Raw genomic sequence first — 24,206 nt, forward strand, 5'->3', positions numbered from 1 at the left:
GTCATGGGCGCTTTTACTCCGACCCTCAATATGCTCGACCGATCGTGCGCGGCGGGCGGCCGTGCCGTTCGCGCCGGTGTCCGGCAGGAGGCTTGCCGATGATGCTGGCGATTACCTTCCTGGTATCCGGCCTGTCGCTGCTGATCTGGATCGTGCTGCTCGTCGCGCGCGGCGGTTTCTGGCGTGCGCGGCCCGCGCGGGCGCTGCCGCCGCAGGCGCGCGGCGCGGCGGCCGAGGCCGGCTGGCCGGCCGTCGTCGCGGTCGTGCCGGCGCGCAACGAGGTCGATGTGATCGCCGAGGCGGCGACGTCGTTGCTCGAGCAGGACTATCCGGGCGATTTTCACTTGATCATCGTTGACGACCACAGCGACGATGGCACCGCCGACGCGGCCCGTGCGGCCGCGCTCGCGATCAACCGCGCCGAGCGCCTGACCGTGCTGGCCGCGAAGCCGCTGCCGTCCGGCTGGTCGGGCAAGGTATGGGCGCAGTCGCAGGGCATCGCGGCGGTGCGCACGCTCGGGCTGCCGGCCGACTACCTGCTGCTGACGGATGCCGACATCGGCCATCCGCCCGACGCCGTCGCCCAGCTCGTCACGCGCGCGCAGGCCGAACAGCGCGATCTCGTGTCGCTGATGGTGCGGCTGCGCTGCGATTCATTCTGGGAAAAGGCGCTGATCCCGGCGTTCGTGTTCTTCTTCGCGAAGCTCTATCCGTTCTCGTGGATCAACAATCCGCGCAACCGGACGGCCGGCGCCGCGGGCGGCTGCATGCTGGTCAAGCGCAGCGCGCTCGAGGAGGCGGGCGGCATCGAATCGATCCGCGGCGCGCTGATCGACGACTGCAGCCTCGCCGCGCAGATCAAGCATCGCGGCAGCGGCCGGCACCCGATCCGGCTCGATCTGGCCGATCGCAGCGTGTCGCTGCGTCCGTACGACAGCTGGCGCGACATCTGGAACATGATCGCGCGCACCGCGTTCACGCAGCTCCATTATTCGCCGCTGCTGCTCGCCGGCACGCTGCTCGGGATGACGATCATCTACCTCGTGCCGCCCGTCGCCGCGCTGGCGTACGGCGCGCGCGCATGGCCGGCGTGGCTCGCGTGGGCGTCGATGTGCACCGCGTATGCGCCGATGCTGCGCTACTACCGGCGCTCGCCGCTGTGGGCGCCCGCGTTGCCGCTCGTCGCGCTGTTCTACGTCGGAGCGACGTTCGCGTCCGCGTGGCGCTACTGGCGCGGCAAGGGCGGCCAGTGGAAGGCGCGGGTGCAGGCGCCGGTGGAGCGTTGAACTGAATGACGCCGGCGCATGCCGGCTGACTTCCAGGCCTCGGAAAGCAGACAGCCCGATCGGTGTGAACCGATCGGGCTGTTTCTTGTGCGGCGGTGGTGCGCCCGCTTACCGCTGCGTCAGCATCATGTACATCTGGATCACGACGTCCGGCGAGAACGTGAACGGCACCCAGCCGTAGCCGGTGTGGCGCGCGACCAGCAGGCGGTCGCCGTTCGACTGCTTCTGCACGGCCATCATCGGGTTCTTCGTCGTCACGAAGCGCCAGCCGGCCGGGATGCCCGGCGGCGGTTCCGGCTGCATCGACGCGCGCGCATGCGCGAGTTCCTCGATCAACTGGCCCAACTGCTCCGGGTGCAGCGTGATCGACTGGCCGTTGACGGTCAGCGTCAGTTCGTTCTGCGACGGGCGTGCGACATGCAGCGTCGGCTTGTCCGCGGGCGCATCCGCTGCTTCGATAGGGGCGACTTCGATCGCGCCGGCGGCGCCGTTCGTCGCGACGACTGCGGTGCTCGCATCGGCCGGCGCCGCAGCGCCTTCATCGGCGGCAATTGGCGCGGCAGCGGGTTCGACAATCGGTTCGACGACTTCGGCCGCGACGGTTGCAATGGCCGTCGCGGTGTCGGACGCCGCCGGGTTCGTCGCCGCGTCCTTCACGACGGCTTCGACGAGCGCTTCCGCGTCGGCGATCGCCTTCGCGTGACGCTCGGCGGCCGCTTCGGCCTGCGCGATCGCTTCGCTGTGGCGTTGCGCGACAGCCTCCGCCTCGGCAGTGGCCTGCGCGTGCCGTTGCGCGGCCGCGTCGGCTTGCGCGATGGCGTCGGTGTGGCGCTGCGTGATGGCTTGCGCTTCGGCGGTCGCATCGGCGTGGCGCTGCGCGGCGGCTTCCGCTTCGGCGATCGCTTGCAGATGACGCTGCGCGAGCGCTTCGGCCTCGGCGATCGCGGCCGCGTGGCGTTGCGTCGCGGCCTCCGCTTCGGCCGTCGCATCCGCGTGGCGTTTCGCGGCGGCCGCGGCCTCGGCGGTGGCGGCGGCATGACGCTGCGCGGCGGCTTCCGCTTCGGTCGCGGCGGCGTGATGACGTTGTGCGGCGGCCTCGGCTTCGGCGATCGCGGCCGCATGGCGCTGCGACGCGGCTTCCGCATCCGCGTGACGCTGCGCGAGCGCTTCGGTCAGCGCGGTCGCTTCGGTGTGTCGCTGGACGGCGGCTTCGGCCTGCGCGGCGGCTTCGTTGTGGCGTTGGGCGGCGGCTTCGGCCGCGGCGGTGGCATCGGCGTGGCGCTGCTGCGCGGCGGTGGCGTCGGCGGCTGCGGCCGTGTGGCGCTGCGCGGCGGCCAGTGCTTCGGTCTCCGCCGCGGCGTGACGCTCGGCAGCGGCCTGGGCTTCCGCCGCGGCGGCGCGCGCGAACGCTTCCGCGCTGCGTGCCGCCTGCTGCGCGGCGTGGTGATCGTGGAGCAGCTGATCGACGCCCGCGTTGAGCGAATCGATCTGATCGTTCAGGTTCATGCGTGTCTTCTCTGCGTAAGACCCGCGATTTTAACCGCTGCGCCGGTGCCGGTCCGTCAGCGACGTGTAACAAAGTGCGCAAAGCGGCGTGAAGCACGCCGCGTTGTGCTATTTCAGGTAGCCCGCCGAGCCGAACCAGTCCAGCGCGTCGCGCAGCCCTTCGCGGTACGGACGCGCGCGGTAGCCAAGCTCGCGCTCGGCCTTCGCGGACGTGAAATACATCTTGTTCTTCGACATCCGCAGCCCGTCGACGGTCACGAACGGTTCCTTCTTCGTGAACTTCGCGACGGCCTCCGCGCCGAGCGCGAGCGGGTAGAGCGGCCAGCGCGGCAGCGCGATCGTCGGCGCCTTGCGGCCCGTCATCTGCGCGATGTCGGCCAGCATTTGTTGCAGCGGCAGGTTCTCGCCGCCGAGGATGTAGCGCTCGCCGATCCGGCCGCGCTCGAGCGCGAGGAAGTGGCCGTGCGCGACGTCGTCGACATGCACGAGGTTCAGGCCGGTATCGACGAATGCGGGAATCTTGCCGAGCGCGGCTTCGACGATGATGCGGCCGGTCGGCGTCGGCTTCACGTCGCGCGGGCCGATCGGCGTCGACGGGTTGACGATCACGGCCGGCAGCCCTTCGTCGGCGATCATCCGCTCGACCGCGCGCTCGGCCAGCACCTTGCTGCGCTTGTACACGCCGATCGCCTGCTCGGCGGTCAGCGGCCGGTTTTCGTCGGACGGATCGCCGGCGCTCGTGACCTTCAGCGTCGCGACGCTGCTCGTATAGACGATCCGCTCGACGCCTTCGGCACGCGCCGCGCGCATCGTCGCGACTGCGCCTTCGAGGTTCGCGCGCTCGATCTCGTCCGGATCCGGCGCCCACAGCCGGTAGTCGGCCGCGACGTGCAGCAGGTAGCGCACGCCGCGCAGCGCGGCGCGCATCGACGTCTCGTCGCGCATGTCGCCGGTGACGATCTCGGCGTCGAGATCCGCGACGTTCGTGCGCGGGCTGGTCGGGCGCACCAGCACGCGCACCGCATAGCCTTTCTGCTGCGCGATGCGCGCGACGGCCGAGCCGACGAAACCGGACGCGCCGGTGACGAGAACGAGATCGCGGGAGGTATCAGTCATGCGTTTCCTTCAGGGCCGCGCGGGCGGCGCGGCGGTTGTGCGTCGGCGAGATTGTACGTGGTCGGCGCGCACGGCGACGCGAGCGCCGCGCGGGCGGCCGCACTCCGCGGCCACGCCGGGCGGCGGCCGATGGCCGGCCTGCCGGGCGCGTGTAGGAAGCCGCCGACGCGACTACAATGCCGGGCTTGAATGCAACAGGAGGGCGACGCGATGAGCCGTAATGAACTGGACGAACGGATCGAGACCTACTACGTGCGGGTGCGCGGCGTCGTGCAGGGCGTCGGCTTCCGTCACGCGACGGTGCGCGAGGCGCATGCGCTGAAGCTGCGCGGCTGGGTCGCGAATCTCGAGGACGGCAGTGTCGAGGCGATGATCCAGGGCCCCGGCGCGCAGATCGACCGGATGCTCGCGTGGCTGCGCCACGGGCCGCCGTCCGCGCGCGTGACCGAGGTCACGTTCGAGGAACGTCCGATCGAAAAGCGTTTCGAGCGCTTCCAGCAGCAGTAAGGCGAAAACAACATGACGGGGTATCCGGAGGCCGGGCGCGGCATCGTGCTGTCGGTGCTGGCGTCGACGCTGTTCGCGTTGATGTCCGCTTACGCGAAACTGCTCGCGCCGCTCACGGGGCTCGACATCTTCGCGTGGCGCATCGTGTGGACCGCACCGGGCGCGCTCGCGCTGATCGCGCTGCGCGGCCGCTGGCCCGCGCTCGTCGAGCTGGTCCGACGCAGCGTGCGCGACTGGCGCCTGCTGATCGCGCTGCCGGTCAGCGCCGCGCTGCTCGGCCTGCAGCTGTGGCTGTTCCTGTGGGCGCCGCTGCACGGGCGCATGCTCGAAGTGTCGCTCGGCTATTTCCTGCTGCCGCTGACGATGGTGCTCGTCGGCCGCTTCTACTATCACGAACGGCTCGATCCGCTGCAATGGGCGGCGGTCGCCTTCGCGGCGCTCGGCGTCGCGCACGAGGTGTGGGCGACGCGCGCGTTCGCGTGGCCGACGCTCGTCGTCGCACTCGGCTATCCGCCGTATTTCGTGCTGCGTCGCCGGATCAACGCCGATTCGCTGGCCGCGTTCGCGGTCGAGATCGTGCTGCTGTGTCCGTTCGCGCTCGCGATGGTGTCGACGAGCGCGACGCCGGTCGCCGGCCATCCGCTGCTGTGGGCCGCGCTGCTGCCCGGGCTCGGCGTGCTCAGCACGCTCGCGCTCGCGAGCTACCTGAAGGCGAGCCGGATGCTGCCGATGGCGCTGTTCGGCATCCTCGGCTACGTCGAACCGGTGCTGCTCGTCGCGGTGTCGCTACTGCTGCTCGGCGAGACGCTGAGCGTCGCGCAGCTCGCGACGTACGGGCCGATCTGGGTGGCCGTCGCGCTGACGGCGTGGCACAGCGCGATGCTGATGCGGCGCCTGCCCGCGCGTCGCTGAGCGTCGGTCAGCGTCGCTCAGCGTCATCTCCCGCGGCACGACGGCCGCGCGGAAACGGGCTGCGCGTCGCACGTTCATCGTGTCGAATCCGCCGCGATCCTGGCGTCGAACTGGCGACGCAGTGACGTCACGCTGACCGCGTCGCCAGCTTCGTATCATCGCCGTCACGCGTGTAATCGAACAGAAGATTCCGTTGCATTTTGTTACTTAGGGTATCCCCCAGCGGACACTAGACTGATCTGACCGTCTTCTCTTCGTATGCGGCTTTTCCATGAACGGTCATCTCCGTGCCGGGCCGGCCGGGCTGGCGCGATGCGAGCATACGCGTATCGCCGCTGATCGGCTGCGCCTTCTTCCTTTCGACTCCTCCACCGGTGCATGCCGCGCCGTGCTCGCGCGGGTGCGGCCATGTCGCTGAGCATGCCGCCCGCCGCCGCGGCTGCGCCGGCGCGCGGCCGCCTGATCGAAGTCGATTTCTTCCGCGGCATCGTGCTGCTGATGATCGTCGTCGATCACATCAGTGCGAGCGTGCTGTCGCGCGTGACGCTCCACGCGTTCGCGCTGTGCGACGCGGCCGAGGTGTTCGTGTTCCTCGGCGGCTTCGCGACCGCGAGCGCCTACGGCGCGATCGCCGACCGGCACGGCGCGCGCGCCGCGCAGCGGCGGTTCGTGCACCGCGCGATGCAGATCTATCGCGCGTTTCTCGCGACGTCGACGCTGATGCTCGTCGTGTCCGCCGTGCTCGACCATTACGGGCTCGACGCGCCGAACCTCGCGCTCGACGACGTCAGCGTGATGCTCGCGTCGCCGCTCACCGGCGCGGCCGAGCTGCTCACGTTCCAGCGCCAGCCGTATCTCGCGTCGGTGCTGCCAATGTACGTACTGTTCGCGCTCGCGTCGCCGGTCGTCGTGCCGTTCGCGCGCCGCCACCCGTGGCTGCTCGTCGCGTTCAGCGCGGCGTCGTGGCTCGCGGCCGGCTGGCTCGGCCCCGAACTGCTGGACACCGATTCGTTCCGCTGGAGCTTCAACCCGTTCGCGTGGCAGCTGATGTTCGTCGGCGGCGTGCTTGCGCGCCGCCAGCCGTTCTACCGGCACGTCGCGCTCGGGCGGTGGAGCGCCGCGGCGACCGGCGTCGCGTGTGCGATCGTGCTCGGCTGCGCGAGCTACAAGCTGTTCTCGGGGCTGCCGGTGCCGGAAGGCGTGCTCAAGCGCGATCTCGCGCTGCCGCGCATCGTGAGCTTCGCGGCGCTCGCATGGCTGATGGCCGACTGCGTGCGCTACGGCTGGATCGCGCGCATTGCGCACGCCGTGCAGCCCGTCGTCGCGGTCGGCCGGCGCGGCCTGATCTGCTTCGTCGCGGGCGCGGCGATCTCGCTCGTCATCGATTCGCTGCTGCATCCGGTCGCGAACGGCGCCGAGCTGCGGCATATCGGCGTGGGCCTCGCGGCCGACGCGTGCGCGGTCGGGCTGATGATGGCCGTGGCCGGATCGGGATCGTGGTTCGCGCGCTGGCGCGGCGCGGCCGCATGAGCGGCGCGGGAGCGCGCAGGCGGCGCAAGGAGCCCGCGCGGCGTCGGTACGCTCAGTGAGGTGAGCCGATGCGGGAGCGGGGCGCCGCCGTCGCGTCGTCGGATTCGGTGTCGTCGCGTTCGTCGGACTTCGGATCGTCCTGCTGCGCGAGCACCGCGTCGGCTTCGGCCGCGGCCCGGGCCGCGCGCAGTGTGGTGCAGCGCTGCGCATGCCGGATATCCGACAGTATCCTCAAGAGCCGAGTCGTTTTGCTTTTCATGATCTTCTCCCGCCAGTGCGCACCGCGATGGAACGGTTGCGCCGTTGCAACCAGTGTAGGACGTGCTGGCCGTGCCGGCGGGAGAATGTGGCGTGCATGCCGCACGCCGAGGGATAGTACTTACTGAGCCGAGGCCATCGCCTGCGCCTGCACCGCTTCTTCCTCGCGGCGCTCGTCCGTGCAGCGCTGATGCTGGCGCGACAGGCGGTTCATCATCGGCAGCAGCAGCAGCGCCAGCAGCATGCCGATCGCGGCGAGCCAGCCGAGCTTCTCGAACAGCGAAAGATAGAGCGGCAGCGATTCGGTGGCCGGCAGGTCGTGCGACGGCATCTGCGCGAAGTTCGCGACGACGCTGCCCAGATACTGCGACACGCCCGTCGCGACGAAATACGCGCCCATCATGAAGCCGCTCATGCGCGCCGGCACGTAGCGGGCGATCATCGCGAGGCCGAGGCCGCTCACCAGCAGTTCGCCGAGCGAGTAGAGGCCGTAGCCCCACACCATGAACCACGACGACACGCGACCGTCCACCGCGTAGCGGCCGCTGATCGTGAACACCAGGTAGCCGGCCGCCACCGCGCCGAAGCCGAATGCGTATTTCGCCGCGACCGGCAGGTCACGGCCGCTCTTCGAGAACGCGTTGTAGATCCACACGAGCAGCGGGCTCAGCATCATGATCCAGATCGGGTTCAGTGCCTGGAATTGCGCGGCGCTCCACGTGAACAGCGTCGTGCCGAACAGGATGAAGCGCGGATCGACGTTGCGCAGCGCGAACAGCGTCAGCGACGTCGACATCTGCACGTAGAAGATGAAGAACAGGATCACCTGGCCGATCAGCACCAGCGCCGCGATCAGGCCCGCGCGCTCCGAACGCTCCGACTTCGCGATCATGTACGCGAAGATCGCCAGGATCGCGAACGCGGCCGTCCACACGCTCGCGACCGCGAGCTGCTTGTGCTGCAGCACGTACAGCGTGATCAGCGCGAGCGCGACGCCGCCTGCCGCAACGCCGCCGAGGCGCTTCCAGCGGATCGGTTCGTCGTCGGGCTGCGAGCCGATGTGCGCGAGCGTGCGGTGCATCAGCATGAAGTTCAGGATCGCGAGCAGCATGCCGCCGCAGCAGACCGCGAACGCGGTGTGCCAGCCCCAGTGATCCTTGATCCACGGCGTCGCGAGCATCGACACGGTCGAGCCGATGTTGACCGCCATGTAGTAGATCGTGAACGCGCTGTCGATGCGCGCGTCGTCGCCTTCGTAGATCCGGCGCACGAGGTTCGCCGCGTTGGCCTTGAACAGGCCGTTGCCGACGACGATCACGCCGAGCGATGCGTACATGTACGCCAGCGCGTCGTTCGGAACCGCCAGCATCAGGTAGCCGGCGCACAGCACGGCCGCGCCGATGATCATCGTGCGACGGGCGCCGAGCACCTTGTCGCCGATCCAGCCGCCGATCGACGGCGACGCGTAGACGAGCGCGGTAAACGCGCCCCACGTCAGGTTCGCATGGCTGTCGGTGAAACCGAGCCGGTCGACCATGAAGAGGACCAGAAGCGCGGCCATGCCGTAGTAGCCGAAGCGCTCCCACATTTCGATGAGGAAGACCGTCGTAAACGATCGGGTTTGTGAAACAGGTGCGTGCATCATCAATCTCGTTTCAAACGGACGGCGCGGATCGCGCGTCGCCTTGGGGTCGAACTGGCGCCGTAGCACGGTGGCCGGGTAGGCTTTGCGTCGGCGGTGGAGCAGTCGGGCGGGTTAGCCCGGGCCGGGGTCGGACACCGCCCGACAAGGCGGCGCGCGGCCCCGACCGGCGCGCGAATGGTAACGTTTGCCGGTCCGGTGCGTCGGGTCCGCGCCACTCAGGGAAACTCCCAATATGGCAGCAGCTTTCAGGAACATTTGTCTCGTCATTTACTTGTAAGCTCTGCGCCCGTCCTCCGCAAATTCCCGGAGAGCCGCTTGCAGCTTGCCTGTGAAGCCGGCGAGTCTGGCAAGATAGCGCGTCGTTTCGCACGCTTCGTGCCCTGTTTAGTGCACCGGGCTCGACACCGAAGACGTGTGCGAACCTGAAGATTAAGGCATCTCGATTTAACTTAGTTACTTTCCATCAAACATTTTTTGACGACCACTTTTCGGCCTGCTATGGTTTCCCCCACTGAAAACTCGCGATCGGCAGACGCTGCCGCTCTGGGCAGCAAGATTCGCGCGTTGCGCCAACGACTCAAGCGCACGCTCGACGACACCGCTACCGCCGCGGGTATTTCGAAGCCGTTTCTGTCTCAAGTCGAGCGCGGGCTCGCGTCGCCGTCGCTGACGTCGCTGGCCGGTATCGCACAGGCGCTCGGCGTGACGGTGCAGTACTTCGTGGACACACCGAGCGAGGAACGCTCGGTCTGCAGAGGCGAGCAGTTGCGCTTCTTCGGATTCGCCGATTCGGCGAATTTGTTCGCGAGGCTGACGAACGTGTCCGAAGGGCGTCAGCTCGAGGCGATCCTCGTGCGGTTGCCGCCGGGGCAGAAACGGTCGGAAGTAACGACGCATGCGGGAGAGGAATTCCTGTATGTGATTGAAGGGGAAGTGTCGCTGACGCTGGAAGGCAAGACGTTCGTCCTGCAGGCCGGCGACAGCTCGCACTATCAGTCGACGGTCCCGCACAGCTGGGTCAACACCGCGAAGATCGAGTCGGTGGTGGTCTGGGTCGGTACACCGAGGCTGTTCTAACGCACAGGTATTCCTTCGTTTCAGAGACGGAATGCCTGTCGAAAGAAACGTAAGGAATACTAAGATGCAATACGAGAACCACGGGCCTCCCCAATCGCTGCACCCGTCAGCGTCTCAAGCGTAACCGCGGCATTCGCCGCGCGACGCTCACCGAACAACCTTCTCAAGACCGCCACGATGAAATCCTTGCATGCCATGTCGGCCGTGCTGGCCGCGCTCGCCCTGACGACGCCCGCCGCTCACGCCGTGACCGTTCCGTCGAACGTCGCGCTCGCTCCCCAACAGGACCTGACGCGCCAGGTGCCCGCCGAAGTCGAGTCGCTCGACCCGGCGCACATCGAATCGTGGACGGGCAACACGATCGGCCTCGATCTGTTCGAAGGGCTCGCCCGCATCGACGCGGCCGGCCAGGTCGTGCCGGGCGTCGCGCAGTCGTGGGAGCGCAAGACGCCGCAGACGTGGATCTTCAAGCTGCGCCACGATGCGAAGTGGAGCAACGGCCAGCCCGTGACGGCCGCCGATTTCGTCTATTCGTGGCAGCGTCTCGTCGATCCGAAGACGGGCTCGAAGTACACGATCCTCGTCGAATTCATCAAGAACTCGAAGGACATCATCGCCGGCAAGGCCGCGCCGACGACGCTCGGCGTGCGCGCGGTCGACCCGTACACGCTCGAAGTCACGACCGACGTGCCCGTCGCGTTCTTCCCCGAGCTGACCGCGATGGCGCCGCTTGCACCGGTGAACAAGGACACCGTCGCGAAGTTCGGCGACGCATGGACGCGCCCCGGCAACATCGTCAGCAACGGCGCATACCAGCTCGTCGACTGGCAGCCGAACAACCGCATCGTGGCGACGAAGGATGCGAAGTACTGGAACGCGTCGAAGGTCGTGATCAACAAGGTCACGTACCTGCCGATCGAGAGCGACGAAACCGCGATGCGCATGTACCAGGCCGGCCAGATCGACTACAGCTACTCGATCCCGTCGGGCATCTTCCAGCAGGTCAGCAAGCAGTTCGGCGGCGAGCTGCGCCCGGGCCTGCAGCTCGCGACCTACTACTACTACCTGAACAACAGCGACGCGGCGCTCAAGGACAAGCGCGTGCGCCAGGCGCTGTCGATGGTGATCGATCGCGACGTGCTGACGTCGAAGCTCACGCAGGCCGGCGAGAAGCCGATGTACGGCCTGATGCCGAACGGCACGAAGGGCGCGCAGCCGTTCACGCCGGAATGGGCGTCGTGGCCGATGGCCAAGCGTGTCGCGACCGCGAAGGACCTGCTCAAGCAGGCCGGCTACTCGGACGCGAAGCCGCTGTCGTTCACGCTCACGTACAACACCAACGACCTGCACAAGAAGGTCGCGCTGTTCGCCGCATCGGAATGGCGCACGAAGCTCGGCATCAACACGAAGCTCGAGAACGTCGAGTTCAAGGTGCTGATGAAGGAACGGCATGACGGCAAGGTGCAGATCGCGCGCGACGGCTGGTTCGCCGACTACAACGACGCGATGACCTTCTTCGACCTGATCCGCTGCGGCAGCTCGCAGAACACCGTCGGCTACTGCAACAAGCAGATGGACTCGCTCGTCGACGAAGGCAACCAGAAGCTCGACGACAAGGCGCGCACCGCGCTGCTCACGCAGGCGCACGACACGGCGATGAACGACACGCCGATGCTGCCGCTGTTCCAGTACTCGGCCGACCGTCTCGTGAAGCCCTACGTGGGCGGCTACTCGCTGAAGAACGTGATCGACATGCGTGCGTCGCAGGACATGTACCTGATCAAGCACTGAGCGGAGCGATCATGCTGGCCTACGCATTGAGACGCACGTTGTGGGCGGTGCCGACGATTCTCGCCGTCATCACCGTCTGCTACCTGCTGCTGCATTTCACGCCCGGCGGCCCGTTCGATACGGAGAAGCAGCTGTCCGTGGCGACGCTCGCGAACCTGAACGCGAAGTATCACCTCGACGAGCCGCTGTGGAAGCAGTACCTGCTGTATCTCGGTTCGCTGCTGCGCGGCGATCTCGGCCCGTCGTTCCGCTACGTCGACTGGTCGGTGAACGATCTCGTGAAGAAGGCGCTGCCCGTGAGTCTCGGCGTGGGCGGCGTGTCGATCCCGGTCTCGATCGTGTTCGGCGTGCTGCTCGGTACCGTCGCGGCCGTGCGCCGCGACAGCGTGATCGACCGCTTCGTGATGCTGCTCGGCAACTTCGGCAACGTCGTGCCGCCGTTCGTGCTCGGCCCGGTGCTGGTATGGATCTTCGCGATCCTGCTGAAGACGTCGGCCGGCAACGGCTGGCTGCCGGCCGGCGGCTGGGGCGACGGCGGCTGGCAGTACCGGCTGCTGCCGATCGTGCTGCTGACCTTCATCAACGTGTCGTTGCTCGCGCGCGTGATGCGCGGCTCGATGATCGAGACGCTGTCGAGCAACTACATCCGCACCGCGCGCGCGAAGGGCCTGCCGGGTTCGACGATCGTGCTGCGCCACGCGCTCAAGCCCGCGCTGATGCCGGTCGTGTCGCTGTTCGGCACGGTCTGCATCACGTCGATCACGGCGGCCGTCGTCACCGAATCGGTATTCGCGCTGCCGGGGCTCGGGCAGCTCGTCGTGAACGGCGCGATCAACCGCGACTACACGCTGGTGCTCGGCCTCGTCGTGCTGACGACCGTGTTTGCAGTGCTGTTCAACCTGCTGGTCGACCTCGCGTACGCGTGGCTCGATCCGCGCATCCGTTATTGAGCGAGGCACTGCGATGACCCCGACTACTCCCGTCGTCAGTCTGCCCGTGCAGACCGACTCGCCGCCGCGTTCGCGCTCGCCGCTCGCGCTCGCGTTCGCGCGCTTCCTTCACAACCGCGCGGCCCTGTTCAGCCTCGTGCTGCTCGCGCTGATCACGCTCGCGTGCTTCGCCGGCCCGTGGCTGCTCGCCGCTGATCCCGCAGCGAGCGACTGGGCGTCGATCAGCCTGCCGCCGACGCTCGCCAACCAGCACTGGTTCGGCACCGACGAACTCGGCCGCGACCTGCTCGTGCGCACGCTGATCGGCGGGCGCGTGTCGATCGAGGTCGGCCTGCTCGGCACGCTGGTGTCCGGCCTGTTCGGCGTCGCGTGGGGCGCGACCGCCGGCTTCGCGGGCGGCCGGGTCGACTCCGTGATGATGCGCATCGTCGACATGATGTACGCGATCCCGTACCTGCTGATCGCGATCCTGATGATGACCCTGTTCGGCCGCTCGTTCATGCTGGTCGTGCTGACCATCAGCGCGTTCTCGTGGATCGACATGGCGCGCGTCGTGCGCGGCCAGACGCTGTCGCTGCGCAACCGCGAGTTCGTCGATGCGGCGCGCGCGATCGGCGTGTCGCCGGCATCGATCGTGCGGCGTCACATCGTGCCGAACCTGCTCGGCGTGGTCGTCGTGTACGCGACGGTCTCGGTGCCGAACATCGTGCTGACCGAATCGGTGCTGTCGTTCCTCGGCCTCGGCGTGCAGGAACCGATGACGAGCTGGGGCGTGCTGATCCAGGACGGCGCGCAGAAACTGGAATCGATGCCGTGGCTCCTGCTGGCGCCGGCCGTCATGCTGTGCGTGACGCTTTACTGCGTGAACTTCGTTGGCGACGGCCTGCGTGACGCGCTCGACCCGAAGGATCGCTGAAATGGCAGCACTACTTGAAGTCGACAACCTCGGCGTGCGCTTCACGCGCAAGGATGCACCGCCCGTCGACGCCGTGAGCGGCGTGTCGTTCTCGCTCGAGGCCGGCAAGACGCTCGGCATCGTCGGCGAATCGGGCTCGGGCAAGAGCCAGACCGTGATGGCGCTGCTCGGCCTGCTGGCCGGCAACGGCACGACGACGGGCACCGCGCGCTATCGCGGCGACAACCTGCTCGAGATGGATACGCGCGCGCTGAACGCGGTGCGCGGCGACCGCATCGCGATGATCTTCCAGGATCCGATGACGTCGCTCAATCCGTTCCTGACGATCGAGCGGCAGATGACCGAGACGCTGCAGCTGCATCGCAAGCTGTCGCGCAAGGACGCGACCCGGCGCGCGATCGAGGCGCTCGAGTCGGTGCGCATTCCCGATGCGGCACGCCGCATTCGCATGTATCCGCACGAGTTCTCCGGCGGCATGCGGCAGCGCGTGATGATCGCGATGGCGCTGCTGTCCGAGCCGGAAATCCTGATCGCCGACGAGCCGACCACCGCGCTCGACGTGACCGTGCAAGCGCAGATCATCGACCTGCTGCGCGAGCTGAACCGCGAGCGCGGCACCGCGATCGTGCTGATCACCCACGACATGGGCGTGGTCGCGGGCCTCGCGGACGACGTGATGGTCATGTATGCGGGCCGCACCGTCGAATACGCGCCGGCCGATTCGATCTTCGTGGCGCCGTCGCATCCGTACACGATCGGGCTGCTCAACGCGCTGCCGCGCCTGACCGACGCGGACGATGCGCCGCTCGTCGCGATTCCCGGCAATCCGCCGATGCCCGGCACCGCGCCGGCCGGCTGCGCGTTCGCGAAACGCTGCACGTATGCGGAGGAACGCTGCGGTGCGGCGCGCCCCGTGCTCGAAACCTATGGCGCGGCGGGCGCGGTGCGCGCATGCCACCGGCCGCTGGCCGATCTGACGGGAGGTCTGCGATGAGCGTCGAAGCACGCCGCAATGCCGGCGCGACGGGCGACACGCTGCTGTCCGTCGAGGATCTGAAGGTGCATTTCCGCGTGCCGCTCGGCGGCTATCCGTGGTCGCCGAAGGGCACGCTGCGCGCGGTCGACGGCGTGTCGTTCGACGTGAAGCGCGGCGAGACGGTCGGGCTCGTCGGCGAGTCGGGCTGCGGGAAGTCGACACTCGCGCGCGCGCTGATCGGCCTCGTGCCGATGACAGCCGGCACGGTGCGCTGGCGTGGCGATGCCGTCGCGCCCGATCACCTGCGCGGCACCGCGATGCGCCGCGAAGTGCAGATGATCTTCCAGGATCCGCTCGCGTCGCTCGATCCGCGCATGACGATCGAGCAGATCGTCGCGGAGCCGCTCGTCACGCACCACACGGGCCTCGGCCGCACCGAAGTGCGCCGCCGCGTGATCACGATGCTCGAGCGCGTCGGCCTGAATGCGCATCATCTGCTGCGCTATCCCCACGAATTTTCCGGCGGGCAGTGCCAGCGCGTCGGGATTGCGCGTGCGCTGATCAGCGAGCCGAAGCTCGTGATCTGCGACGAACCCGTCTCGGCGCTCGACGTGTCGATCCAGGCGCAGATCGTGAACCTGCTGCGCGATCTGCAGCGCGACCTGTCGTTGTCCTATCTGTTCGTCGCGCACGATCTGGCGGTGGTGAAGGCCATCAGCCAGCGCGTGCTCGTGATGTATCTCGGCCGCGTGATGGAGTTCGGCACGCGGCATGACGTGTATGGCGTGCCGCAGCACCCGTACACGAAGGCGCTGCTCGATGCGGCGCCGACGCCGGAGCCGGCGCGCGAGCGTGCTCGCCGTCCGATGCTGCTGGCGGGCGAGATGCCGTCGCCGCTCAACCCGCCGTCCGGCTGCGCGTTTCGCACGCGCTGCCCGGTCGCGATCGACGCGTGCGCGCAGGACGTGCCGCTGCCGGAAGTGCGGCACGGCTCGGCGGCGCGTGTCGCGTGCATCCGGGCGGGCGTGGCGGCGTGAAGTGACGCAGCAAACATAACCAGGCAGGTCAACAGGGGTAGGGTGCGGCGCGAACGACCTTCGCGCCGCGGGTAAAGGCGCGTCCTTAACCGGGCTCGCCGGGGGGCTGGAAGCGGATCGCAACCGGCGTGGACGACATCAACACAAGACGAGAATGACGATGAAAAAGCAAAAGACGATCGGGACGGCATCGAAGATGCTGCTTGCATGGGGCTTGCCGGCGCTCGCGGGCGTGTCGCTGACCGGCGTCGCGCACGCCGACGACGCGGCCCCCGCACCGCTGACGGTCGCGCAGGCCGCGCCGGCGGCCGGCGCGAGCTCGACCGTTGCGCAGGCAACGACCCCGAACGCCGTGATCAACGCCGAAGCGACGCAGGCCGTCACGCCGCCGGACGAGCCGTCGGCCCAGTCGAAGTCGAAGGGCTTCATTGCCGACAGCCATCTCGACTTCCTGTTCCGCAACTATTCCGACGTGCTCGACAGCAAGGGCGGCCCGCACCGCCACGCGTGGGTGCAGGGCGCGATGGCGAACTTCGAGTCGGGCTTTACGACGGGCTTGATCGGTATCGGTTTCGATGCGTCGCTGTATGCGGCGCTGAAGCTCGACGGCGGCCAGGGCGCCGGCAGCATGGTGCACATCGCGAAGGGCGGCGGTGGCGGCAACCAGCTCGCGTGGGCGTACCCGGGCATCTACGACATCAAGGCGCGCATCTCGAACACGGTGGTCAAGTACGGTCTGCAGGCCGTCGACAACCCGTTCATGGAGCAGCACGACAACCGCGCGCTGCCGCCGACGTTCCTCGGCGCGACGATCGTCAGCAACGAATTCAAGAACGTGATGCTCGAGGCCGGCAGTTTCACGAAGACCGACGCACGCGGTCACACGACGCTCACCAACCTGACGACGCAATACGGCGGCACGCGCATCAACCGCCTGACGTACGTCGGCGGCACGTGGGACTACTCGCCGAACGGCGAAGTCGCGCTGTACGCGAACCAGGCCGACGACGTGTGGCACCAGTACTACGCGTCGGTGAAGCACAGCATCGGCAGCACGCAGACGATCAAGTGGACGGGCTTCGGCAACGTATACTCGACGCACGACACCGGCGACGCGCTGCAGGGCAAGATCGACAACAACGCATACAGCCTGTCGCTGGCCGCTCAGCACGGCCCGCACGAGCTGCTGCTCGGCTTCCAGCAGGTGCTCGGCGATCAGTTCTTCGACTACCTGAACGAAACCAACGGCATCTTCCTGACCAACTCGATGGACGTCGACTACAACGCGCCGCACGAAAAGTCGCTGCAGCTGCGTTACACGTTCTACGGCAAGGAAGCGGGCCTGCCGGGCTTCAAGGCGATGGTGTGGGGCGTGACGGGCTGGGGTGCGGACGGCAGCGCGGGTGCGGCGAACGATCCGAGCAAGTCGAGCATCTACTGGGCCAACGGCGCGCCGGTGCAGGGCCGTCACCACGAGTTCGGCTTCATCCCGTCGTACACGTTCCAGAGCGGCAAGCTGAAGGACACGAAGGTCACGTTCATCGCGATGTGGCACAACGGTTCCGCGCACTACTCGGACGCGACGAACCGCGAGTATCGCCTGGTCGTGAACGTGCCGCTGCACGCGTTCTGAGCGAAGGGGGATGCAACGTCCCCCGCGGTATTTCCCGTCTTGCGCGGCCGGCCTGCCGTCAGTTCGATCAGGCCGGCTTGTGCAAACCCGCCACCGGATCGTTCGCGGCCGGGACCTCTTCCACCAGCGACGTGAGCTGGCGGCCGGTGTCGCGCCACGCATCGAGGCCGCCGCGCAGCGGCAGCGCATCGGTGAAGCCTGCGTCGAGCAGGCGCTTGGCCATCAGCGCGGCCGTCACTTCGTTCGGGCACGAGCAATACACGACGAACTTCTGCGTGAGCGGATAGCGCGCGACGATGTCGTCGATGCGCCGCTCGTCCGCGAATTGCGCGCCGGGAATCGTGAACGGGTCGAGCTTGCGATGCTCGGGCGAACGCACGTCGAGCACCACGGGCGCCGACGCGTCGCCCAGCAGGCGGTCGAGTTCGTCGACGCCGATCCGCGCGCTCGCGAGCTGACGGATCAGCGCGCGGCGGCGCATCCAGCGCACCGCCGCATAGATCGCCAGCAGCGCGACGATCACCAGCAGCACCGCACGGCCGAGCCGGCCCGCGCCGGCGAACAGCCAGTCGATCTGCCGGTAGAACACGAGCCCGGCGACGAGCCCGACGATCGTCCACAGCGCGGCGCCGAGCGCGTCGTAGCCGGCGAACGTGCGGTAGCGCGTGCCGAGCGCGCCGGCCATCGGCACCGACACGAGCGACAGCCCCGGAATGAAGCGGGCGACCGCGAGCACGCGCACGCCGTAGCGGCCGAAGAAACGCTCGGTCTTCTTCACGCAGGTATCGCGCGACAGCGACAGCCGGCAGATCGTCTTCAGCGTCGTGCCGCCGTAGCGCCGCCCGGCGACGTACCACACGGTGTCGCCGATCAGCGCGCCGAGCACCGACAGCGCCAGCACCGTCACGAGCTGCGAGCCGATCATCGCCGGATGCATCGCGGCCATCGCGCCGAACAGCACGAGCGTCGGCATCGCCGGCACGGGCAGGCCGATGGCCGCCGCGAGTACGTTGGTGAACACGAGAAGCGGCCCGTATTGGGCGACGAGGTCACGGAGCATGACGGCTGGCCGAAAAGGAAGCGCGTGGGGAGACTGCACAGATGGGCCGATTATCGGCCATTTTCAACCGCGCGTCGGGGAATGACGGAAAGCGCCTGACGGCGGCAGGGGGATGCGGGCAGAATGGTGAGCCGATGCGTTGCGCGCGGCTCACCGTCGGACTTCAGGAAGGGGTGCGGGCGAGCGACGCGGCGCCGTGGTTTTCGCCGGGCAACTCGGCGCCGTGCGAGCGGATCGCCGCGATGAGTTCGGCCGGCGTGATCTCATAGCGGACCTCGCGGTGAATGCCGGGCTTGCGTTCGTCGATCTCGATCAGCAGCACGCTCTTGCCGTCGCTGGTCGATTCGAGCCTGAGCGAGCGGAGTTCGCGGCCGTCGGCCGGGTCGTGTTCGGTGAGCAGGGTCATTGCCCCGGATGAGCCGGTAGTGCGCATCGAACCTATCCTCGTGTCGTGTGTGTGCCAGATTGGCGAAGATGTCGTTGTTGAATGCAGCTTGACGAAGTTTAACGCGAACGGGCCGCAACACGGAGCATTTTCGTGGGCTCGAAAAGAGGGTTGTACCACCCATCCTTCTGACGTTTGAGCCCCGCCGGGCGGGCGTTTCAGCCGGATCGGGGCGCGCCGCGCCCGGCGTCCGGCCGGGAATCGGGCCGGGCGGGCGCGGCAGCTGTCAGAAGCGGTCGGCGAGCCCCATCGCCGGGTCGCTGACCGAGTGGCGGCCCGTTTCGACGCGGCCGGCCACGCGGCGCGAGAAGCTCGCGTCGCTGTCGGCGGTGACGACGAAGTCGTACCAGTGGCCGGTCGAGTCGAGCTTCCAGTGCAGTTCCGACTGGCCGCCGGCGTGCACCGTGACGGTCCACGTCGTGCCGGTGCGGTTGTCGTTGCCGTGGCCGTGATCGTCGTTCGCGCCGCGGCCGGACAGCGCGCCGTACACCTCGTTCGACTTCACCGTGAAGCGCACGGGGCTGCCGCCGTCGTTGCGCAGCCGCAGATGCAGGTTGCCGCTCGCGCCCGCATAGCCGACCCGGATCTCCGGGTGCGCCGCCCGCCAGCCGGCCAGCCGGGCCAGGTCGCCGGTGAAGCGGCGGTGATAGCCGTTCGGGCCGAGCACCCACAGGTCGTATTTGCCGCTGTCGTCGGCCAGCGCCGCCCAGTCGCCGCGCAACGCCTTGCCCGGCTCGACGACGTAGCGGCGCGGCACGCGGTCGAGGTGCAGCTTGTCGTAGACGTGGAACACCGCCGCCGCGCGGCCGGTGTTCGCGAACTTCAGCGTGACGGTGCCCTTGCCGGCATCGACCTGCGCGCTCGCATGCAGCTCGTACGGCAGCGCGCGCGACGGGCGCACGCCGGTGGCCTGCGGGGGCAGCGACGGCGTGGCCGGCGGCGTGATCTTCGGCGCGGCCTGCTGCGCGGCGCTCAGTGCGTCGACCTGGCTTTTCGTCGTGCGGCCCGCGAGCGTCGGCAGCGGTTCATTGTTCGGCGTGCGGAAGTTGAACGCGCTCGTCAGGTCGCCGCACACCGCGCGGCGATACGCGCTGATCTGCGGCTCGACCACGCCGAAGCGCTTCTCGAGGAAAAGCAGCGTCGACGTATGGTCGAACACCTGCGAATTGACCCAGCCGCCGCGGCTCCACGGCGACACGACCCACATCGGCACGCGCGGGCCCGGCCCGTACGGACGGCCGTCGGCCGCCGGCTGGCTCGACGTGGCCGGCGCGAAGTCGTGATACTCGACGGCGACGTCGGCGGCCGCGAGCGTATGGCCGCCCGCGAGCGAGCCGTCCGCGTTGCGCGACGGCACGGCCGGCGACGGCATGTGGTCGAAGAAGCCGTCGTTCTCGTCGTAGTTGATCAGCAGCACGGTCTTGCTCCATACCTCCGGGTTCGCGGTCAGCGCGTCGAGCACCGCCTGCACGTACCACGCGCCTTGCGCGGGGCTCGACGGCCCCGGATGTTCGCTGTACACGGACGGCGGGATGATCCACGACACCTCGGGCAGCGTGCCGTTGCGGATGTCGTCACGGAACGTTTCGAGGAAGCCGTACGGCATCGTGTTGCCAAAACCCTTCGCGAGCGGGCTCAACGGATCGTCGATCGCCGGATCGTAGAACGCGCCGGCCGCCGTTACCGGCTGCGTGATGTCCGTCGACGCGACGTACGCGGGCCGGCGTGCGGGGGGCATCTGCTCGATGGCCGCGCGCCAGTGGCGAAAGCTCATCATCTCGTTGCAGCCGAAGTTGTCGATCAGGCTCTGGTAGACCTTCCAGTTCACGCCGGCCTGCTGCAGCCGGTCCGCGTAGGTCGTCCACGTCCAGCCCTGACTCGACGGGCCGATGTCGTTGCCGCCGTTGAACTGGTTGTTCAGCGCGGCGAGCTTCACGCGGCTGCCGTCGGCCGGGCTGATGCCGTTCGGGCCGTTGGTGCCGCTCCAGTAGAACAGCCGGTTCGCGATCGTGCCCGTGTGCATCCCGCAATGGTAGTGGTCGCACAGCGTGAACGCGTCGGCGAGCGCCCGCTGGAACGGCACTTCGGCCGCGTCGTAATAGCCCATCGACAGCGGTGTTTTCGCGTCCGGCCAGCGGTTCATCCGGCCATGGTCCCACGCGGCCTGCGAGTCGGCCCACGTGTGCGGCGTGCCGCCCGCGCGTTGCGCGTTGCCCTGGCGCGCATCGAGGTGGTACGGCGTGATGGTCGTCGCGGGCGTCGCTTTCGTGTAGGTCTGGTGGAATACGTCGCGGCCGTTCGGCGACGGCACCGCGAAGCGGTCGCCGTAACCGCGCACGCCCTTGAAGGTGCCGAAGTAGCCGTCGAACCCGCGGTTCTCCATCATCAGCAGCACGACGTGCTTGACGTCCTTGATGGTCCCCGTTTCGTGAAACGCGGGAATCGCGAGCGCGCGGCGGATGCTCGGCGGAAACGCGGACAGCGCGGCGGCGGCGAGGCCGGAAGTTGCGGTTTGCTGAAGAAATTTGCGGCGTGACGTCATGGCGTTCTGATCCTGTGATGATGGGAGCGTTCGTGACTTCGTCTGTTGCGCCCGTGCGTCGTCCCCCTTCCGGGACGGCTGGTGATGCGTGCGCGTTTCGGCGCGTCGGCCGTTGTCGCGATCCTGCGCACCGCACGCTCGTGATGCGCGGGGCAGGATCTCGGCCCACGCGTGCCCGGCGAGTGCCGGGCGGGGCGGCGCCCAGTCTAGGGAGCGCAGATGACGTCGACGTGATGCGCGGATGACACGCGATGACGTGCGGTGCCGATGGTGGTGAGGTTGCGAGCGCAACTAATCGGTGACGCGCCGCGAAGATGCCGGAGTGGCGGTCTGAAATTACCGATTCCTGTGGGCTGGAGCGGTCATAAATTACCGATTTCGTTAGGTTGGAGCGATGTGGTGTGGTTGTGCGTGCAACGGAATCGCGTTGCGCTGTGATCATGTTTCATTCGTGTGAAATCGGATAAGCTCGATGCGTTGTTGCGTTCGCGCGGCAACGTGCCCCGGCCCGATACTTTCGACTCAACCCAGTCATGACCGATATCACGATCCGGCACAGCGAGACGCACGACGTCGACGCGATCCGGCGAATCGTCGCGCACCCCGCGGTGTACATGAACACGCTCCAGCAACCGTTTCCGTCGCACGAGAAATGGCAGCAGCGACTCGACCGCCTGCACGAACAGGGCGTGAGCCTCGTCGCCGAACTCGACGGCGCGGTGGTCGGCCATCTCGCGCTGCATCCGGAGCAGAACCCGCGCCGGCGTCATGCGGCGTCGCTCGGGATGATGGTCGATGCGTCGCATCATGGTCGCGGCATCGGCGGCCGGCTCCTGGCCGCCGCCATCGAACTCGCCGAAAGCTGGCTCAACGTCACGCGGCTTGAATTGACCGTATTCGTCGACAACCCGGCAGCTATCGCGCTGTATGAGAAGCACGGTTTCCGGATCGAGGGAGAGGCGCCGGACTACGCGCTGCGCGACGGCGCGTATGCGTCGGTGTATCAGATGGCGCGGATCAAGGAGCGGCAGTGATGGAGGCGTGCACGCAGCGCGGTGCATCGTTGCGCCCGCAACGCGTGAGCGCACGTCGGCGATGCCCCATGTCATATCCATTCGAGAATTCGTTCGTTTTCAACCGGCCGTGTGAATCGTATCGTCGAGCGATTTGCCGATCGCGGCTTTTTGCGTCGATGCCTGCACGACGCGCACGGCCGGTTGCGACATGCACGGTGTCATCCGTCGATGCCCTTCGTCGTTTCGCCGTTTCGTCGTGTTTTCGCCTCGCCGCTTCGCGCGCATGGGCCGATCGTCGCTGACGTGCCGCCTCCGACCGTCGCGCGACGCCGCTTCCTGCAACCGTCTCTTTCAACGGAACCCGCCTCGATGAAAACCGTTCTCCGCAACCTGACTGCCGCCTGCCTGTTCGCCGCCGCCGGTGCGGCGTTCGCCAACCCCGCACCGCAGGGCGCTGCCGTGTCGAGTCCGTCGGGCGACGGCGCGCATCTGCCGCCCGGCATCGCGTGGCAGCAAGGCGACGTCGATGCCGCGTTCGCGCTGGCGAAGCGCACCGGCAAACCGCTGCTGCTGTACTGGGGCGCGGTGTGGTGCCCATCGTGCAACCAGGTTAAGTCGACGATCTTCAGCCAGCAGGCGTTCAAGACCCGCTCGTCGTTCTTCGTGCCGGTGTATCTGGACGGCGACACCGAAAGCGCACAGAAGCTCGGCGAGCGCTTCAAGGTGCACGGCTATCCGACGATGATCCTGTTCCGCCCGGACGGCACCGAAGTGACGCGGCTGCCGGGCGAAGCCGATCTCGAGCGCTACATGCAGGCGCTGTCGCTCGGGATGACGGCCGCGCACCCGGTGCGGCAGACGCTCGCGACCGCGCTGAACAACGGTGCGTCGCTGACGCCGGACGAATGGCATCTGCTCGCCGACTATTCATGGGACACCGACGGTGCGCTGCCGGTGCCGCCCGATCGGGTCGCGGTGACGCTGCAGACGCTGTCGCAGCGTGCGCGGGCAGCCGGCGCGAAGGCGGACGCCGCGCGGTTCGCGCTGAAATCGGCGGTGGTCGCGGCCGCGGACGATCCCGCGCAGGCCGGCGCGCTCGACAAGGCCGCGCTCGCCGACGCGCTGCGCGCGGTGTTGCGCGAGCCGGCGCTGGCGCGGGCCGATTCGGATGTGCTCGTCGCGGCGCCCGCGCGCGTGGTCGCCTACCTCGGCGGCGATGCCGCGCAGCGCGCGAAGCTGCGCGGCGCGTACGACACGGCGCTCGCGCGCCTGTCGACCGACACGACACTGTCGTCGATCGACCGCCTGATGGCGCTGCACGGCCGCGTGCTGCTCGCGCGCGGCGACGCGCACGATGGCGTGCCGCTTCCCGCACCGGCGCCGGCGCTGGTCGATGCCGCACGCAAGCAGATCTCGGCGTCGGTGCAGGGTGCCGCGAATCCGTACGAGCGGCAGGCGCTCGTCAGCGAAGCGGCGGACACGCTGACCGACGCGGGGCTGTACGACGAATCCGATGTCTTGCTGAAGGCCGAGTTGCCGCGTTCGGCGACGCCGTACTACTTCATGTCCGGACTGGCCGCGAATGCGAAGGCGCGCGGCGACAAGGCCGCGGCGCTCGACTGGTACCGGAAGGCGTACGACTCGGCGAGCGGACCGGCGACGAAACTGCGCTGGGGTGCGACCTACTTCGCGAATGCGGTCGCGCTGGCGCCGGACGATTCGGCGCGGATCGAGGCCATAGCCGCGAGCGTGCTCGCGCAGGCCGGGAAGACCAGGGATGCGTTTTATGGGGCGAACCTGCGGGCGCTGACCAAGGTCGTCACGCAACTGAACCGCTGGCGCGGCGGCGGCGGCGCGCACGATGCGTCGGTCAGGTCGGTCGTGAAGCAGTTCGATGGGGTATGCGCGAAGCTGCCGGCGGGCGACCCGCAGGCAGCGGCGTGTGCGAAATTGATTCAGCCGGTGAAGGCGTAACGGCGGAAACGGTGCGGTCGGGCGGGTTG

At 68.2% G+C, this 24,206-nt stretch carries 20 protein-coding genes; 13 read left to right on the forward strand and 7 right to left on the reverse strand.

What is annotated here, in order from left to right; genetic code table 11:
- The first annotated feature begins 98 nt into the window (after positions 1 to 98).
- The gene (locus tag FFI87_RS17320) at positions 99 to 1,286 is read left to right on the forward strand and encodes a glycosyltransferase (RefSeq protein ID WP_012367077.1); all 1,188 of its coding nucleotides are present in this window, start codon (positions 99 to 101) and stop codon (positions 1,284 to 1,286) included.
- A 108-nt stretch (positions 1,287 to 1,394) separates the two neighbouring features.
- On the opposite strand, the gene FFI87_RS17325 is transcribed toward FFI87_RS17320, so the two are convergent.
- Complete coding sequence (locus FFI87_RS17325) at positions 1,395 to 2,792, reverse strand: phage tail protein (protein ID WP_138849703.1); 1,398 nt, start codon at positions 2,790 to 2,792, stop codon at positions 1,395 to 1,397.
- A 108-nt stretch (positions 2,793 to 2,900) separates the two neighbouring features.
- A complete protein-coding gene (gene hpnA, locus FFI87_RS17330) occupies positions 2,901 to 3,908 on the reverse strand; it encodes a hopanoid-associated sugar epimerase (protein WP_006760929.1) in 1,008 nt (335 codons plus the stop codon).
- Between the two features lie 210 nt (positions 3,909 to 4,118).
- On the opposite strand from hpnA, the gene FFI87_RS17340 reads away from it, so the two are divergent.
- The 3 genes from FFI87_RS17340 (at position 4,119) to FFI87_RS17350 (ending at position 6,857) form a co-directional block, all read left to right on the forward strand.
- The gene (locus FFI87_RS17340; protein ID WP_012367074.1) at positions 4,119 to 4,415 is read left to right on the forward strand and encodes an acylphosphatase; all 297 of its coding nucleotides are present in this window, start codon (positions 4,119 to 4,121) and stop codon (positions 4,413 to 4,415) included.
- A 12-nt stretch (positions 4,416 to 4,427) separates the two neighbouring features.
- Positions 4,428 to 5,327, forward strand: coding sequence for an EamA family transporter RarD (gene rarD / locus FFI87_RS17345; RefSeq protein WP_012367073.1), 900 nt, complete (start codon positions 4,428 to 4,430; stop codon positions 5,325 to 5,327).
- Between the two features lie 408 nt (positions 5,328 to 5,735).
- Complete coding sequence (locus tag FFI87_RS17350; RefSeq protein ID WP_138849702.1) at positions 5,736 to 6,857, forward strand: OpgC domain-containing protein; 1,122 nt, start codon at positions 5,736 to 5,738, stop codon at positions 6,855 to 6,857.
- A 52-nt stretch (positions 6,858 to 6,909) separates the two neighbouring features.
- Here FFI87_RS17350 and FFI87_RS17355 read toward each other — a convergent pair whose 3' ends face one another.
- Positions 6,910 to 7,116 carry a hypothetical protein gene (locus tag FFI87_RS17355; RefSeq protein WP_138849701.1) on the reverse strand — a complete coding sequence of 69 codons (207 nt, stop codon included), beginning with the start codon at positions 7,114 to 7,116 and terminating at the stop codon, positions 6,910 to 6,912.
- 120 nt (positions 7,117 to 7,236) lie between these two features.
- On the reverse strand, positions 7,237 to 8,760 hold the full coding sequence (locus FFI87_RS17360; RefSeq protein WP_041490113.1) for a peptide MFS transporter: 1,524 nt from the start codon (positions 8,758 to 8,760) through the stop codon (positions 7,237 to 7,239).
- A 498-nt stretch (positions 8,761 to 9,258) separates the two neighbouring features.
- Between FFI87_RS17360 and FFI87_RS17370 the strand changes: the two genes are divergently transcribed.
- From FFI87_RS17370 to FFI87_RS17400, 7 genes are all read left to right on the forward strand, one after another.
- Positions 9,259 to 9,837, forward strand: coding sequence for a cupin domain-containing protein (locus tag FFI87_RS17370; protein WP_006753630.1), 579 nt, complete (start codon positions 9,259 to 9,261; stop codon positions 9,835 to 9,837).
- Positions 9,838 to 10,014: 177 nt separating this feature from the next.
- Positions 10,015 to 11,628 (forward strand): peptide ABC transporter substrate-binding protein, encoded by a 1,614-nt coding sequence (locus tag FFI87_RS17375; protein ID WP_012367069.1) that lies wholly within the window; start codon positions 10,015 to 10,017, stop codon positions 11,626 to 11,628.
- 11 nt (positions 11,629 to 11,639) lie between these two features.
- Positions 11,640 to 12,578 (forward strand): ABC transporter permease subunit, encoded by a 939-nt coding sequence (locus FFI87_RS17380; RefSeq protein ID WP_011659808.1) that lies wholly within the window; start codon positions 11,640 to 11,642, stop codon positions 12,576 to 12,578.
- 13 nt (positions 12,579 to 12,591) lie between these two features.
- Complete coding sequence (locus FFI87_RS17385) at positions 12,592 to 13,494, forward strand: ABC transporter permease (RefSeq protein ID WP_138849700.1); 903 nt, start codon at positions 12,592 to 12,594, stop codon at positions 13,492 to 13,494.
- A gap of 1 nt (position 13,495) precedes the next feature.
- Positions 13,496 to 14,488, forward strand: a complete 993-nt coding sequence (locus tag FFI87_RS17390) for an ABC transporter ATP-binding protein (protein WP_138849699.1) — start codon at positions 13,496 to 13,498, stop codon at positions 14,486 to 14,488.
- Positions 14,485 to 15,507 carry an ABC transporter ATP-binding protein gene (locus FFI87_RS17395; protein ID WP_138849698.1) on the forward strand — a complete coding sequence of 341 codons (1,023 nt, stop codon included), beginning with the start codon at positions 14,485 to 14,487 and terminating at the stop codon, positions 15,505 to 15,507. Before FFI87_RS17390 ends, FFI87_RS17395 begins: the two co-directional genes overlap by 4 nt.
- Positions 15,508 to 15,667: 160 nt before the next feature.
- Positions 15,668 to 17,140 (forward strand): OprD family outer membrane porin, encoded by a 1,473-nt coding sequence (locus tag FFI87_RS17400; protein WP_012367065.1) that lies wholly within the window; start codon positions 15,668 to 15,670, stop codon positions 17,138 to 17,140.
- 67 nt (positions 17,141 to 17,207) lie between these two features.
- Here the strand turns inward: FFI87_RS17400 and FFI87_RS17405 are convergent, their stop codons facing one another.
- The 3 genes from FFI87_RS17405 to FFI87_RS17420 all read right to left on the reverse strand — a co-directional run bounded on the left by FFI87_RS17405 (position 17,208) and on the right by FFI87_RS17420 (position 21,187).
- The gene (locus FFI87_RS17405; protein WP_012367064.1) at positions 17,208 to 18,200 is read right to left on the reverse strand and encodes a DedA family protein/thiosulfate sulfurtransferase GlpE; all 993 of its coding nucleotides are present in this window, start codon (positions 18,198 to 18,200) and stop codon (positions 17,208 to 17,210) included.
- Between the two features lie 163 nt (positions 18,201 to 18,363).
- Positions 18,364 to 18,633 (reverse strand): hypothetical protein, encoded by a 270-nt coding sequence (locus tag FFI87_RS17415; protein WP_006753639.1) that lies wholly within the window; start codon positions 18,631 to 18,633, stop codon positions 18,364 to 18,366.
- Between the two features lie 238 nt (positions 18,634 to 18,871).
- The gene (locus FFI87_RS17420) at positions 18,872 to 21,187 is read right to left on the reverse strand and encodes a phosphocholine-specific phospholipase C (protein ID WP_012367063.1); all 2,316 of its coding nucleotides are present in this window, start codon (positions 21,185 to 21,187) and stop codon (positions 18,872 to 18,874) included.
- 533 nt (positions 21,188 to 21,720) lie between these two features.
- On the opposite strand from FFI87_RS17420, the gene FFI87_RS17425 reads away from it, so the two are divergent.
- The gene (locus FFI87_RS17425; protein WP_138849696.1) at positions 21,721 to 22,221 is read left to right on the forward strand and encodes a GNAT family N-acetyltransferase; all 501 of its coding nucleotides are present in this window, start codon (positions 21,721 to 21,723) and stop codon (positions 22,219 to 22,221) included.
- Positions 22,222 to 22,572: 351 nt separating this feature from the next.
- Complete coding sequence (locus FFI87_RS17430; RefSeq protein WP_138849695.1) at positions 22,573 to 24,177, forward strand: thioredoxin family protein; 1,605 nt, start codon at positions 22,573 to 22,575, stop codon at positions 24,175 to 24,177.
- Positions 24,178 to 24,206: the final 29 nt, after the last annotated feature.

The organism is Burkholderia sp. KBS0801, from assembly GCF_005937855.2.
In the GTDB taxonomy this organism is placed as follows: Bacteria; Pseudomonadota; Gammaproteobacteria; order Burkholderiales; family Burkholderiaceae; genus Burkholderia; species Burkholderia ambifaria.